Annotated in this window: 10 protein-coding genes; 6 read left to right on the top strand and 4 right to left on the bottom strand. The window is 39.3% G+C overall.

Annotation, left to right across the window (positions count from 1 at the left end; translation table 11 throughout):
* Positions 1-815: 815 nt before the first annotated feature.
* Positions 816-1,136 carry a hypothetical protein gene (locus AC3ZVC_RS22330; RefSeq protein ID WP_490065286.1) on the bottom strand — a complete coding sequence of 107 codons (321 nt, stop codon included), beginning with the start codon at positions 1,134-1,136 and terminating at the stop codon, positions 816-818.
* 268 nt (positions 1,137-1,404) lie between these two features.
* Here AC3ZVC_RS22330 and AC3ZVC_RS22325 point away from each other — a divergent pair, with 268 nt between their 5' ends.
* Positions 1,405-1,926: a hemerythrin domain-containing protein gene (locus tag AC3ZVC_RS22325; protein ID WP_490065285.1), complete on the top strand. Its 522-nt coding sequence runs from the start codon at positions 1,405-1,407 to the stop codon at positions 1,924-1,926.
* A 31-nt stretch (positions 1,927-1,957) separates the two neighbouring features.
* Here the strand turns inward: AC3ZVC_RS22325 and AC3ZVC_RS22320 are convergent, their stop codons facing one another.
* On the bottom strand, positions 1,958-3,193 hold the full coding sequence (locus AC3ZVC_RS22320; protein WP_490065284.1) for an MFS transporter: 1,236 nt from the start codon (positions 3,191-3,193) through the stop codon (positions 1,958-1,960).
* A 646-nt stretch (positions 3,194-3,839) separates the two neighbouring features.
* On the opposite strand from AC3ZVC_RS22320, the gene AC3ZVC_RS22315 reads away from it, so the two are divergent.
* A complete protein-coding gene (locus AC3ZVC_RS22315; protein ID WP_490065283.1) occupies positions 3,840-4,826 on the top strand; it encodes a phosphotransferase enzyme family protein in 987 nt (328 codons plus the stop codon).
* Positions 4,827-4,888: 62 nt separating this feature from the next.
* Here AC3ZVC_RS22315 and AC3ZVC_RS22310 read toward each other — a convergent pair whose 3' ends face one another.
* Positions 4,889-6,394, bottom strand: coding sequence for an ATP-binding protein (locus AC3ZVC_RS22310; protein ID WP_490065282.1), 1,506 nt, complete (start codon positions 6,392-6,394; stop codon positions 4,889-4,891).
* 131 nt (positions 6,395-6,525) lie between these two features.
* On the opposite strand from AC3ZVC_RS22310, the gene AC3ZVC_RS22305 reads away from it, so the two are divergent.
* The 3 genes from AC3ZVC_RS22305 (at position 6,526) to AC3ZVC_RS22295 (ending at position 10,616) form a co-directional block, all read left to right on the top strand.
* Positions 6,526-8,109 (top strand): bifunctional metallophosphatase/5'-nucleotidase, encoded by a 1,584-nt coding sequence (locus AC3ZVC_RS22305; protein ID WP_490065281.1) that lies wholly within the window; start codon positions 6,526-6,528, stop codon positions 8,107-8,109.
* Between the two features lie 103 nt (positions 8,110-8,212).
* Positions 8,213-8,674 carry a MarR family winged helix-turn-helix transcriptional regulator gene (locus tag AC3ZVC_RS22300; RefSeq protein ID WP_490065280.1) on the top strand — a complete coding sequence of 154 codons (462 nt, stop codon included), beginning with the start codon at positions 8,213-8,215 and terminating at the stop codon, positions 8,672-8,674.
* 247 nt (positions 8,675-8,921) lie between these two features.
* On the top strand, positions 8,922-10,616 hold the full coding sequence (locus tag AC3ZVC_RS22295; protein WP_490065279.1) for a M3 family oligoendopeptidase: 1,695 nt from the start codon (positions 8,922-8,924) through the stop codon (positions 10,614-10,616).
* Between the two features lie 46 nt (positions 10,617-10,662).
* Here AC3ZVC_RS22295 and AC3ZVC_RS22290 read toward each other — a convergent pair whose 3' ends face one another.
* Positions 10,663-12,825: an ATP-dependent Clp protease ATP-binding subunit gene (locus AC3ZVC_RS22290; RefSeq protein WP_490065278.1), complete on the bottom strand. Its 2,163-nt coding sequence runs from the start codon at positions 12,823-12,825 to the stop codon at positions 10,663-10,665.
* Between the two features lie 219 nt (positions 12,826-13,044).
* On the opposite strand from AC3ZVC_RS22290, the gene AC3ZVC_RS22285 reads away from it, so the two are divergent.
* Positions 13,045-14,094, top strand: coding sequence for a YkvI family membrane protein (locus AC3ZVC_RS22285; protein WP_490065277.1), 1,050 nt, complete (start codon positions 13,045-13,047; stop codon positions 14,092-14,094).
* Positions 14,095-14,165 lie beyond the last annotated feature (71 nt).

The raw sequence follows: 14,165 nt of genomic DNA, 5'->3' as shown, positions 1-14,165 counted from the left end.
GAGTGGGACAGGTGAGACCCCACAGGCGCAGCGCGCCGAGGAGGCTTACCGCCCACCCCGCGGAAAGCGAGCAGCCTGGAGCGGAAATCAACCTCTCTACAATACTTGTTTAAAAAGCAACAAAGTTTGCGAAAACAGTCTATTAAAAAGAATATAAAAAACCGACCCATTCATAAAGGCCGGTTTTAAAGGGGGGTAAATGAAAAGGGATCTTTCTTCGGTACATGATTATTGTAGCCAAAATTTATTAACAAAATGTTAACAAGCTATATCCAAACTATTAAAGCTTTAAAATGCACTATATAACGTTATTAAAGCTAGTGAAAGCAAGGAAGAAATGTCTTTTAGCATGGGGGCCAACACTTGTACGCCTGATCAACTAATAAAGCTAAGCGGTTGGGGAGTACTGCTACCTATTGTATGAAAGTGGTAATATTTATATTTTCGCAAAAGCATAATTCATATTACCGCGTTAAAGCTTTTAAGTAATAGTGCTTTAGTATCTTAATTTTTATATTAGAAACTGTTAGACTAAAGATGGTCGAACTTTTACAGTTGACCCCCTATAATCTTGAGAGCTTAGAGAAAATCTAGGCTCTTTTTTTGCTGTGTTAAGGCTGTTTTCGAAAATTTGTTGCTTTTTGAAGGCAAACGTATTGATACATCTCCCCATATTTGTATCAATCTTTCGTTAATATAACATTAATTGTCAGTCGGAAAATTTTCATTAGAAGGGGTAGTTATTACCTATATGTATGTTATTTCACATTTGGAGATAAAAAAAGATAAAGCATGATGGGGAATTAATTTAGAGGTTAGCTAATTTTCTCTTTTCTTTTTAAAAAACCTAGCTGTGCGTCCTTAATATTGTTCTCGAGTTCTTTGGCATGATCGAATGCTTGATGGATGCATTCGTACAGCGGTGAAGCATATAGTTCCTGGTTCCAGGAAAAACTGCCTTCTGAATTTGATGGATAGACTGAAACCTTCCAGCAGTAGAATTCTTTTTCTTCTTCCTTCAGCTGACCTTCAAGCGCGATAAGCCAATGGGTATGGCCATCTGAATGGGGTGGGTCAGATGATTCGGCTGGAATAAGCGACTTTTGGTAAAAATCGATATAGTTTGGCTGATACATATAAAATCCCTCCTAACGATTTTTTTATCAATTGTTTAGGGGTGTTTAGCTTCCGTTTAATTAACGAAAGTATATAGCTAAGTATGAGACCTGTTACAATTAATATCTTATTTTTATTATATGGCCTCCAAGTAAAATATTGCACCTAAATTGTTAAAATTTTTCGAAAACTTACAAACGAATGTTTTGCTCCCTGTGATGGCTATCACAACATAAATTTTCATTGCCTTTTATACTGTATGTATCAAACTTGAGAGGGGTTATTAGAATGGAAGGCTGTATGAGCGCAATGATGGGAAACGGTCCTGTTATTCTTAGTAAAGGTTTAAAACAGTTAAAAGAGGAGCATCCTCCACTGCTAAATATGCTTGAGGAATTGCTTCAGCTTTCCTTAAAAATTGAAGAAGTTCCTGACAAGGGTCTTTTTAAAGAGTTGATTGTAAAGGTACAAACTTTTACACAAGAACTTGACCCTCATTCAGCCAGGGAAGAAGGAGTGCTCTTTCGTATGATGGAGCAGTACCTCGGGAAAGGAACTGGCCCTATAGCTGTTATGGAGTATGAGCATGACCAGGCTAAAGGTTATATAAAAGCTTACATGGAAGCTGCAGAAAAATGTGAAAACCTGACTGAACAAGAAATGGCCTATAATGCAGGAATGATTAAAAATGCATACTATACCCTGACACAGCACTTTGCCAAGGAAGAAAGTGTCCTGTTCCCTATGGCCGAAAATCTTCTATCAGAAGAGGAAAAAGAAGAGTTATACAAAAGAATAAATGAAATATAAAAAGGAGGGACATGTTCCCTCCTTTACTATTTTATGAGTTCCAACCAGAAACGGTTTTGTCTGAAGGTAGCAGTAAAGTCAATATCCCCAGAACAGGCAGAAAACCGGTGAATATGATCATACTTGTGAGCCCAAAAGTGTCTGCAATATATCCTAGAACAATGGAGCCGATTGCACCCATTCCAAATGCCAGGCCAACTGTCAGGCCTGCCATGGTGCCAATTTTGCCGGGGATCAATTCCTGTGCATAGACTACGGTGACTGAAAAGCTGGACATTAAAACGAATCCGCCGAGTACCAGTAAAATAAATGCAGCTGCAGAGGGAACAAAAGGAATCAGGATTGAGAGCGGTACAGTGAGAATCATGGATAAAAAGATGACTGTCTTCTTGCCGAATCGATCTGCAAGCGGACCTCCGAAAAAGGTTCCCAGCGCTCCTGAAACTAAAAATGCGAATAAAAAGAGCTGCGATTGCCCAATGGAAAACGAATATTTTTCAATCGCATAAAAGGCATAGAAATTTGTCATCCCGGAAATATACCAGGAGCGGGCAAATATCAGAAAGAGAATAAGTACTAATGCTCCCCATACGGCTTTAGAGATCTTCTTGTTTGAATTGGCAGCTGATTGGTTTTTCTTGCTCAATGTTGATCGTTCAAGCTGAAGGCGCCCTGTATACCAGAATGCAATATAAATTAATAATCCTACCGCAATGGCTGCAACGATGGTAAACCAGGCGGCTCCCATTTGGCCAAGAGGAACAAGGATGAGCGCTGTTATAACAGGTGCAAGTGCCTGTCCGGTATTTCCGCCAACCTGATAGATCGATTGTGCAAGGCCTCTGCGTGGACCGGCTGCCATATAAGCTACTCTTGAACCTTCAGGATGAAAGACTGCTGACCCCAACCCGATGAACAAGACAGAAATAACAACCCATTCATACTTAGGTGCAAAAGCCAACCCTAAAACTCCAAACAAAGTAAAGGTTAATCCGATTGGCAAAGCGAAGGGTACAGGTTTTTTATCTGTAGCCATTCCTATAACCGGCTGCATAATGGAGGATACTATATTTAAAGAAAAGGCAATCATTCCAAGTTGCGAAAATGTTAGTCCCATTGATTTTTCCAGTATGGGAAACATGGCTGGAATAACGGATTGGATTGAGTCATTTAAAAGGTGGCAAAGCCCGATGATAAATAGAATTCGATATGCCGTTTCCTGCTGCGGCTGAGCAGAGGGATGTGCTGAAACAGCGGAAGTACTCATAAGACAGGACTCCTTTATATTTAGGCTGAGTAAAGCTCATTGCTGATTAGAGCGGAAGGCGCGATCCTCGAAAATGCATCCGCATTTCTGCGTGCAGGTGTGTATTCTAAGAGGCATACTCAAAGTCTGATGGTGGGCTTCCGCTCCGCCCAATGTTCGCTGAGCAACTGTAGCAGAAATCAACAGGCAAGTTTAACAGAACCTATTTTTAAATAATTGCACAAAATTTCGTGAAACTAAATATAGTGTACCTCATTCTTTAATCTTTAAAAATAGCTATTTTGATTTTATCTTTTGTAATGGCTGTTTTCGCAAAGTTTGTTGCTTACAAACTAGTTTTAATTACTGAGCTGATTGGAGTGGAAGGTACTTGATCCTCGAAAATGCATTCGCATTTTCTTACGACGAAGTGTTTACTCGAAGAAGCTGTTTCAGTGTCCTGCGGGAAGAGAGGGGGCGGGAGACCCCGCAGGCGTGAAACGCCGAGGAGCTCTGTTCCTCCCCGCGGCAGCTTGAGTGACTGGAGCGGAAATCAACGGGCAAGCTTCATAGTCTAAAAACAACAATCTATACGAAAAGAGCCTTAGTAATATATAATTAGGATTATTTAGAATATTTATAGTTGGAAAAGAAAGCAGGGGGTTAGATGGAAAAAGCTGTAGAGGATTTAATGACTGGGGATATTCTTAGCAAGTTTCTTCTTACCTATTCATTAGATAAAAAGGATTACAAAAAACTTGGTGATTTTGAAAACTATGTATACGAGGTTTATAGAAATGAAGAACCTTATATTTTGAGGATTACCCACTCTTCTCATCGCAAGCATGAGGAACTTTTAGCAGAAGCAGACTGGATAAATTACTTAAATCAGCAGGGCGTAAATGCTCCGCAGATTTTTCCATCCGATAATGAAAAAATTGTAGAGTCGATATCTGCAGAGGATGGTTCCTTTTTTTATGCCAGCGTTTTTTCTAAGGCACCAGGGAAGCCAATCAGAGTCACATCACCTGAATTTAATGAGAAACTTTTTGAAGCCTGGGGAAGGGCTATAGGAAAAATGCATAAAGCAACAAAAACCTATCAGCCGCCATATAGATCTGCCCGACGTATGCAATGGGATGAAGAGGAACTTCTTGATGTTGAAAATTATGTCCCTGAAACAGATAAATTGGTTATAAAAAATACTAAAGAGCTCCTTAAGCAGCTGCTGGTACTTCCCAAAAACAATGACACCTTTGGCCTTATTCATACAGATGTCCATTCAGGGAACTTTTTTTATGATGGAACTGATATACATATTTTTGATTTTGATGACTGCTGTTATCATTGGTTCACTTCTGATATTGCCATCCCTTTGTATTACACCCTTTTATATCGCTTCAAAGAAGAAAATGTGGAGGAAAGGAAAGCTTTTGGCAAGTTGTTTCTAGATTCTTTTTTAAAGGGTTATCAGGAGAAAAACCCCCTTCCGGAGAATTGGGAAATCGAGCTGCCTTTATTTTTGAGATTAAGGGATGTGACACTTTACTCAGTTCTGTATAAAAAAATAGCACCAGAAGACAGAGACGAAAACCTCTTGCTGATGCTTAAGGAAATAAAGTATAGGATTGATAGAAAAGTATCGATCTATTAAGTCCGATATAAAGAAGGTGCCAATCACAATTGTGAAGGCACCTTTTCTAAGCCTATTTTACATTACCCATTATTTGAGTTCAGGGGCAAGAAGATATCCACATGTGTTCCCTTGTTCTCCTTGCTTGTTATATAAATATCCCCTCCGAAAGATTGGAGGATTCGCCTGCATACAACAAGCCCTAGTCCGGTTCCCGTATCTTTCGAGGTATAAAACGGATTAAATATTTTTTCAATCTCACCCTCCGGAATTCCGGAACCAGTGTCGATAATCTTCAGTTGGCACTTGGCTGGAAGCCTGTTCAGTTTTATGGTCAGTTCTCCGCCGTTTTCCATTGATTCAAAAGCATTTTTTGTAATATTCAGTATAACCTGTTTCATTTGATCTTTCGTACAGTTTACCATCAGAGGGTCATCCGGCAAAGACGTTTGGAAATGCACATTGTGTAAGTTTGCTTCAGAAATGATCAATGGTTCTAAATCTTTTATGATATTCCGAAGGTCAAGTGTTTCCGTTTTTTGGGCTGTCGGTTTGCCAAGGATTAAAAACTCACTGACAATTTCATTGATTCTGCTGATTTCATCGTTAATTACTGAAAAATAATATTGGTCCTGCGTGTTCGTATACTTCTCACTTAAGAGCTGGATAAGCCCTTTTATCCCGGTTAATGGATTTCTGATTTCATGAGCTGTGCTGGCTGCCAATGTGCCTACCAGCTCAAGCTTTTGCAGCTCATTTTCTTTTTTTTCATTTTGAGCCTGCTTTTTCAGCTTTAAATATTTTATAAAGAGAAACAGGATATGGCTGATTATTAACATAACCAGTATAAATTGGGCTGCCCCCTTAATAATTTCCCAGCTATCTCTAGCTGGCAATTCAACATTCACACTCCATGGAAGCCTATCTATCGGAATGGAAATGCTGTTATGGTCCGAAAAAGAGGACTCTCCATCCATATTAATATCCATAATGGTTTTCCCATCAGAATTCAGTACGGATAATTTTGCATCAGGTGTTAGCAGCCTCATGATATTTTGAACGTAGTCTACCCTCATATTTGCGACAATAATAGATAAAAGCTCACCTTCTTCATTTATTACAGGCTTTCCGATGCCAATGACTGTTTGTCCATTTAATAAAGTTTCCTGGTTATTTGAAATTACAATGTCTTTGGTTCTGGAAACCTCTTTAATATATTCTTTATCAGATAAATAAGAATCCGTTAAAAATTGGTTTGATCCTGTTAACACTCTTCCGCTGGTATTTAAAAGGTAAATTCCACCATATCGGGGATCCATTTGATGGGCCTGCTGCAGGAGAGGCTCTAGTTTCTCAGGTTCAGTATTTACTGTGCCTGCAGTCAGCGATAACATCTCAAGTGTAGTAACTGTCTCGGAAATAAACTGGTCCCAGCTCCTCTGGTGAATGGAGCCAATCCATTTTGCTTCTTCAAGCCTATCTTCATCATTTTGCTTTACAGCGTCCATAAAGAAAAAAAAGCTGCCGATTAATGTGGGGATAATAACAACAATTACATATAAAAATAAATTTCCGTATCGACTCTTCATTTTTTTAACTCCAAAGTTTTAAGGTTGATTTGTGCGCATCTATCCTGCAATATCAATATTATACCATTTTGTGCCGATAGAGGTTTATTTCTGTCTCCGCAATGATATTTTAATAAGTAAGGAGGGGTTTGATGAAAGCTGAAATTATGCTGTCCATTATAGCTACAAGTGATATACATGGCCATATCTACCCTTATTTGTATGGTACGGGAGAGAATGCAGAGCATGGATTGGCCAAGCTTGCAGCACTTATAAAGAAAGAAAGGGAACAGTCCGAGATTTCAATCCTTATAGATAATGGAGATTTAATTCAGGGCACACCATTAACTTATTATTATTCCCGGTACTTAAGCAGCCAAAAAAACCCTATGATTCAAATATTAAATAAGCTGGAATATGATGCAGCTGTCATTGGCAACCATGAATTTAATTATGGCAAGAGCATACTCGCGAGAGCAGTAAGTGAATCCAATTTTCCCTGGCTGGCAGCCAATATTCTATATAGCTCCACAAAGGAAACCTATTTTGGCCTACCTTATAAAATAAAAACTTTTGAAAGTGGCTTAAAAGCAGCTGTTATTGGGGTAACCACCCAATATATACCAAATTGGGAGAAAAAGCAGCATATTGAAAATATAACATTTGAATCAGCTGTGTCCAGTTTGAAAAGATGGATCCCATATGTTCAAGAAGAAGAAAAACCGGACCTGATTATCGTATCTTATCATGGAGGGTTTGAAAGGGATCTAAGCACTGGCGAGAAAACGGAAGAGCAAACAGGAGAAAATGAAGCTTACAGGATTTGTACAGAAGTGCCGGCGATTGATGTGCTGATCACTGGGCATCAGCACCGTTTTCTTGAAGGGAAAAGTATTAACGGAGTCGCAGTTGTCCAGCCTGGATTTAATGGCCAGGCGCTTGCGAAGGTTACTGTTAAATTCAAAAAGAAACACAATGACTGGCTTATTGAAGAGAAACGCTCAACTTTAACTTCAGCAAATGAAGCTGTGCCAGATGAGGAGATTCTTCAACTAGCCGGTTATTATGAATCCAAAACGCAAAAATGGCTGGATACAGTAATCGGAAAAATTGATGGGGATATGCTTATTAATGACATATTCCAGGCTCGATTAAAGGAGCATCCGCTTATAGAGTTTATTAATAAGGTACAAATGGAAGCGGCAGGAGCAGATATTTCCTGTACTGCTTTGTTCCATGAAGGCGCTCCAGGGCTTAGCCATCAAGTAACGATGAGGGAGATTGTCACAAACTATATTTATCCTAACTCTTTGAGTGTACTCAGAGTTTCTGGTAAGGACATTAAAGATGCTTTGGAGCGTTCAGCTTCCTATTTTGAGTTGGATGAAGACGGGCAAATTATCGTAAATCCCGACTTTTCATTTCCTAAGCCACAGCATTATAATTATGATATGTGGGAAGGGATTCAATATGTGATTGATGTCTCGCGTGCGGCAGGTGACCGGATCAGAGAACTTCAGTATAATGGCCGACCTGTTGAAGAAGATACACTGTATGATGTAGTTATGAATAATTACCGGGCTGCCGGTGGAGGCGGCTATACCATGTTCAAGAACAAACCAGTAGTTAAAGAAATACAAACGGATATGGCAGAGCTGCTTGCCAACTATTTTTTAGAAAAGAAAGAAATAACACCGTCATTAAATCATAACTGGAAAGTGCTGGCGGGGGAGTAGGCATAGCTTTAGTAAATTGACAGCTTTCTTCCTGTTACCTATAATTATTTAGAACTATAATAATAAAGATGCTATTAATAAAATGGTAAAGGGATTGGATATTATGGGTTCTGAACAGATTGACCAATCGTTGAAGTTATTTATTGTCCTCTCTAGAGCTTACAGGGCAATAAATGAAAATGTAAATAAACTAATACATACCTATGGGTTAAATCCGACAGAATTTGCTGTTTTAGAGCTTCTGTACCATAAAGGAGACCAGCCCTTGCAGCAAATTGGGGGGAAAATCCTCTTGGCAAGCGGAAGCATCACTTATGTAGTGGATAAGCTTGAACAAAAGGGTTATTTGAAACGGGTAGCCTGTCCGAATGACAGAAGGGTGACTTTTGCCCAAATAACGGACGAAGGAAAGAAATTTATTGAAGGCATTTTTCCTGATCATGAAAAACATATTCATACATTGATGTCCGAGCTCAATGAAAAGGAAAAAGACATTGCCATTGAATTATTAAAGAAACTAGGGTTATCGATTTCGAATGAGAAAAAAACAGATGATGGCCAATAAGAAAACAGCCAAAAACTTGGCTGTTTTTTATTTTGCATGTTAAATATCATTGTTGATAATAACACTATGTTGATTGGCATTTTCGAGGAGCCTCTCGACCGTCTGGAGTGGAAATCAAAAGGCAGGTTTAATATAGCCTTATTTTAATATCTGCGGAAAATTTTATTTCAGAAGGAATTAACCAAATATTGTCGAATTAGTTTAGAGGTTTTTAAATGTCTTTACATACATATAAGGGGGCAAAAAAATGAGGTTCGAAGAATATACATATGTTCGGCCGGATTTAGAGAAAGTAAAGGGAGAATTTGAAGCAGCGCTTGAAAAGTTTGAGAGTGCGGTGACTGCAGAAGAGCAAAACAATGCAATGAACGAAATTAATGATATCCGCAATGATATCGGTACGATGTTTAATATTTGCTATATCCGTCATTCTGTTGATACAAATGATGAGTTTTATAAAGCTGAGCAGGATTATATGGATGAAATTCAGCCCGAAGTGGAAGGGTTTGTTACAAAATATTATCAGGCATTGATTAATTCCAAATTCCGGGCTGAGCTTGAAGAGAAATGGGGGATTCAGCTATTTGCGCTTGCTGAGGCACAGCTGAAGGTGTTTTCTCCAGAAATCGTACCTCTATTGCAAAAGGAAAATAAGCTTTCATCCGAGTATACAAAATTAATTGCTTCAGCAAAAATTGATTTTGAGGGTGAAGAACGCACACTTGCCCAATTGGAGCCTTTTACTGAATCAACTGATCGGGAGATGCGAAAAAAAGCCAGTGAGGCACGATTTGGATTTTTAGCAGAAAACGAGAGTGAGCTTGACCGTATTTATGATGAGCTTGTTAAAGTTAGAACAGAGATCGCCCGCATATTGGGGTATAAGAATTTTGTTGAGCTGGCTTACTTCCGTATGTATCGTACAGATTATAATGCTGAGATGGTTGCCAAATTCCGCAAACAGGTGGAAGATTTTATCGTTCCGATTGCCACTAGTCTAAAAGAGCGCCAAAGAGAACGTATTGGTGTTGAAAAGCTGAAGTATTATGATGAAGGGTTTGAATTCAAAACAGGCAATGCTGTACCGAAAGGAAATCCTGACTGGATCATTGAAAATGGCCAAAAAATGTATGATGAGCTCTCCAAAGAGACAAGCGAATTTTTCTCATATATGAGAGAAAATAATCTTATGGATCTAGTTGCCAAGAAAGGCAAGGCAGGGGGAGGCTATTGCACTTATATTGAAAACTATAAATCTCCATTCATATTCTCTAACTTTAATGGGACTTCGGGGGATATTGATGTTCTTACGCATGAAGCAGGACATGCTTTCCAAGTATATTCAAGCAGTCATTTTGAGATACCTGAATATAATTGGCCGACTTATGAAGCTGCTGAGATCCATTCCATGAGCATGGAGTTTTTCACTTGGCCATGGATGGAAGGTTTCTTTAAGGAAGATACGGAGAAGTATAAGTTTTCACATTTGAGCGGCGGTCTATTATTCTTGCCATATGGAGTTTCAGTAGATGAATTCCAGCATTGGGTTTATGAAAATCCGGAAGCAACACCACAGGAAAGAAAGCAGGCATGGAGAGAGATCGAAAAGAAATATTTGCCGCACAAAGACTATGACGGAAATGAATACTTGGAAAATGGCGGTTTCTGGCAGCGTCAGGGCCATATCTATAATTCACCGTTTTATTATATTGATTATACACTTGCACAAATTTGTGCATTCCAATTCTGGAAGCGTTCCAGAGAGAATCAGGAAGAGGCGTGGGAGGATTATTTAAAACTATGCCAGCTTGGCGGAAGCAAACCATTCACAGGGCTTGTAAAAGAAGCTAACCTGATTTCGCCATTTGAAGAGGGCTGTGTAGAGTCCGTTATTGGCGAAATAGAAAACTGGCTGAATGCAGTGGATGATAAAAGCCTATAAAATGTAAAAAAGAGGCGGGAATTGAATCCCGCCTCTTTTTTATTGATTAATAAGCTGATGTCTTAATCGTAATTTTCTCGTTTTCAATATCAGCTTGAAGCTTGCTGTTTCCGCCATGGTCAATAATGAAGTCAGCAATTTTGTCTTCAAGCTCATCTTGGATCACCCTTCTTAAAGGGCGTGCACCAAAAGCAGGGTGGTATCCAGCTTCGGCTAATTTCTCCTTGGCTTCTGGTGTTACTGTCAGCTCAATTTTCTGTTCTTTTAATGTTTCCTGAAGCTCATTTAGCATTAAGTCCACAATTTTCAATAGATGTTCTTTTTCTAATGCTTTGAATTCGATAATACTATCAAAACGATTCAGGAATTCAGGTTTGAAGAAACTTCCAAGTGAGTCGAGAATGCCTGATTCTTTTACAGCATCAGTAGTCCCAAAGCCTACGTGGATTTCTTTGTGCCCAACTCCTGCGTTGCTCGTCATGATAATGACTGTATCCTTAAAACTAACAGTGCGGCCCTGGCTATCTGTCAGGCGTCCATCTTCAAGGATTTGCAGAAACATGTGCTGTACATCAGGGTGAGCTTTTTCAATCTCATCAAGTAAGATAATGCTGTATGGATTTCTGCGGACCTTTTCTGTTAGCTGCCCAGCTTCTTCATGTCCTACATATCCCGGAGGTGACCCAATAATTTTGGAAACACTGTGTTTTTCCATATATTCACTCATATCCAACCTGATCATGCTATCCTTGGAGCCGAATAGCTCCTCAGCAAGGGTTTTGGTTAATTCGGTTTTACCGACACCTGTAGGCCCTACGAAAAGGAATGAACCAATTGGACGATGCTTTGATTTTAGTCCTGCACGGCTTCGGCGAATGGCTTTTGAAACCTTTTGCACTGCCTCTTGCTGTCCAATTACCTTTTCTGCCAGGTTTGCTTCAAGGTTTTGCATTTTTTCCTGCTCATCTTCTACCAGCTTGCCGACAGGGATGCCGGTTTTCTTTTCAATAATCTCCTGAATGTGGCTAACTTCAATAACCGGCCGTTCAGTCTTCGTTTCTCCGTTTAAGGCCTTTTGAAGCTTTAATTCTTCTTCACGAAGTTTTGCCGCCTCTTCATATTTTTCTTCTTTCAAAACACGTTCTTTCTGCTTGCTGATGTCTTCAAGACGCTTTTCAATGTCTTCACCTGCGGTATAGCCTGATTCAAGGTTTCTTTTTGAACCTGCTTCGTCCATTAAATCGATCGCTTTGTCAGGAAGGAATCGATCCTGAATATAGCGGCTTGATAAGTGCACACAAGCCTTAATCGCTTCATCCATAAAAGAAACCTCATGGTAATCTTCATACTTTTTCTTAAGTCCCATTAGGATTTCTATCGCTTCATTAGCAGTTGGCTCCAGTACATGGACCGGCTGGAATCTGCGTTCTAGTGCAGGATCCTTTTCAATTTGACGGTATTCTTTTAAAGTAGTGGCACCGACAACTTGAAGCTCGCCTCTTGCAAGTGCAGGTTTTAAAATATTACCTGCATCCATTGAACCTTCCGCTGAGCCTGCTCCGACAAGCAAATGGATTTCATCGATAAATAGAATGATGTTCTTATGTGCCTGCAGTTCAGAGATCAATTGCTTCATGCGTTCTTCAAATTGGCCCCGGATTCCTGTGTTCGCAACAAGAGATGCAACATCAAGCAAATAGACTTCCTTATTTAGAAGCTTTTTTGGGACGCTGCCTTCAGAAATTTTCGTTGCAAGCCCTTCAGCGATAGCAGTTTTACCAACACCGGGCTCCCCAATTAATACAGGATTGTTCTTGCTTCTTCTATTTAATATTTCAATTACACGATTAACTTCTTCATCTCTTCCTATAACTGGATCAAGTAAGCCTGCCTTGGCAAGCTGAGTCAGATTTCTTCCAAATTGGTCTATGAACCCGCCGTTTCCGCGAGATTTGTTAGGCGCTTCTTTTAAAGGACTGTGTGAGAAATTTTCATTTCCTTGAGAGGAAGCCATCTTTTGCAAGAAATCCTCTAAAGGTATTTGGCCAAAACCAGAAAAGCCATTTATAGCCGGCCCAAAGGAAGTAAGGCTTTTTTGCTTTTCGTTTTGGAAACAGCTATGGCAAAGGTTTAAATTGCGTTCATTTCCATTTACATTAAGTCTCAATTGTACATTTGCTTCATGTGTTTGACATTTTTGACAAAGCATATTTAGCATACCTCCATAAGTTTATTGTTATTTGACTTTGACTATCTTTGACTTTATAACTTTATTATATTTTGACCTTTTTTGACTTTCAAGTATTTTTAACTGGTATTTTTTTGAAATGTTTTTTTCCTTACTTGACAAGGTTTTCAGCATTTATTGGAAAAAGCTCGTCTTTGTTTGTCCCGCCCTTCATATATTGGAAAGGAAGGAGGAGATTGAGTGAGAACAAACTGGGGGGCGGCTTTTCAGATTGCTGCCGTTTACGTGGGAACCGTGGTGGGAGCGGGCTTTGCAACTGGAAGAGAGATTGTGGAGTTTTTTTCCCGATTTGGTTTTATCGGCTTAGTAGGCATCTTAATGAGCGGCTATATTTTTATTTTTCTGGGATCAAAATTAATGCGAATCTCCGCCCGTATAAAAGCTGCGTCATATCAGGAATTAAATGAATACCTTTTTGGCAAGTTTTTTGGATCTGCCATTAATATATTGATGTTATTTATGCTTTTGGGCGTTTGTGCAGTCATGCTGTCTGGAGCTGGAGCAGTTTTTGAAGAGCAGATTGGAATCAGCAAAATAGCAGGCCTTTTCATTACAATAGGGTTAACGATCATTACAATGATAGTGGGCATACGCGGATTATTTGCGGTGAACACCTTTGTTGTTCCGATGATGATCGCGTTTAGTTTTATTTTGATGTTTATCAGTATGAAGCTTCCGAATTTTACGGAACAGGTCATGTTTATCCCTTTTGCTGAAGATGGATGGAAAGCGGTTGTCGCGCCTTTTTCTTATACTGCGTTAAATCTGACACTTGCACAGGCTGTTTTAGTCCCTGTCGCGTCAGAAATAAATGATGACCGCACAATTAAATGGGGCGGATATCTAGGGGGAGCAGCCTTAACCCTAATCCTTATTTCAAGCCATTTAACTCTTGTCATGCTCCCGAACATCGAAGCATATGACATCCCAATGGCCGCGATTGTAAAAACATTGGCATCCTCTATTTACTGGATATTTGTTTTTGTGATTTATGGTGAAATTTTCACATCCGTAATTGGTAATGTTTTCGGGATCGAAAGACAAATCAAGAAGTATATTTCTCTGCCGAGTATTGTAATTGTCAGCGCCATTTTTGTTATTTGCTACTTTATAAGCCTGATTAATTATGGAACATTGCTATCTTACTTATATCCTATATTTGGGTATGTTAGTTTAACATTCATTGTTCTTTTATGGATGAAGCCATTTGATGGAAATGAAAAATGTTGATTTCTGCTCCAAACAACATGGCGCTAAAATCAACCGTGGGCTTTAACAAAGCCTGAATGTAAAAGAGATCC

This window comes from Cytobacillus sp. C11.1 (assembly GCF_058145115.1).
This window is presented reverse-complemented; position numbering and strand designations above follow the sequence as displayed.

Bases quoted from the DNA above. Each gene is read 5' to 3' on its own strand.
- AC3ZVC_RS22330 (WP_490065286.1), bottom strand. From the start codon at position 1,136: ATGTATCAGCCAAACTATATCGATTTTTACCAAAAGTCGCTTATTCCA.
- AC3ZVC_RS22325 (WP_490065285.1), top strand. From the start codon at position 1,405: ATGGAAGGCTGTATGAGCGCAATGATGGGAAACGGTCCTGTTATTCTT.
- AC3ZVC_RS22320 (WP_490065284.1), bottom strand. From the start codon at position 3,193: ATGAGTACTTCCGCTGTTTCAGCACATCCCTCTGCTCAGCCGCAGCAG.
- AC3ZVC_RS22315 (WP_490065283.1), top strand. From the start codon at position 3,840: ATGGAAAAAGCTGTAGAGGATTTAATGACTGGGGATATTCTTAGCAAG.
- AC3ZVC_RS22310 (WP_490065282.1), bottom strand. From the start codon at position 6,394: ATGAAGAGTCGATACGGAAATTTATTTTTATATGTAATTGTTGTTATT.
- AC3ZVC_RS22305 (WP_490065281.1), top strand. From the start codon at position 6,526: ATGAAAGCTGAAATTATGCTGTCCATTATAGCTACAAGTGATATACAT.
- AC3ZVC_RS22300 (WP_490065280.1), top strand. From the start codon at position 8,213: ATGGGTTCTGAACAGATTGACCAATCGTTGAAGTTATTTATTGTCCTC.
- AC3ZVC_RS22295 (WP_490065279.1), top strand. From the start codon at position 8,922: ATGAGGTTCGAAGAATATACATATGTTCGGCCGGATTTAGAGAAAGTA.
- AC3ZVC_RS22290 (WP_490065278.1), bottom strand. From the start codon at position 12,825: ATGCTTTGTCAAAAATGTCAAACACATGAAGCAAATGTACAATTGAGA.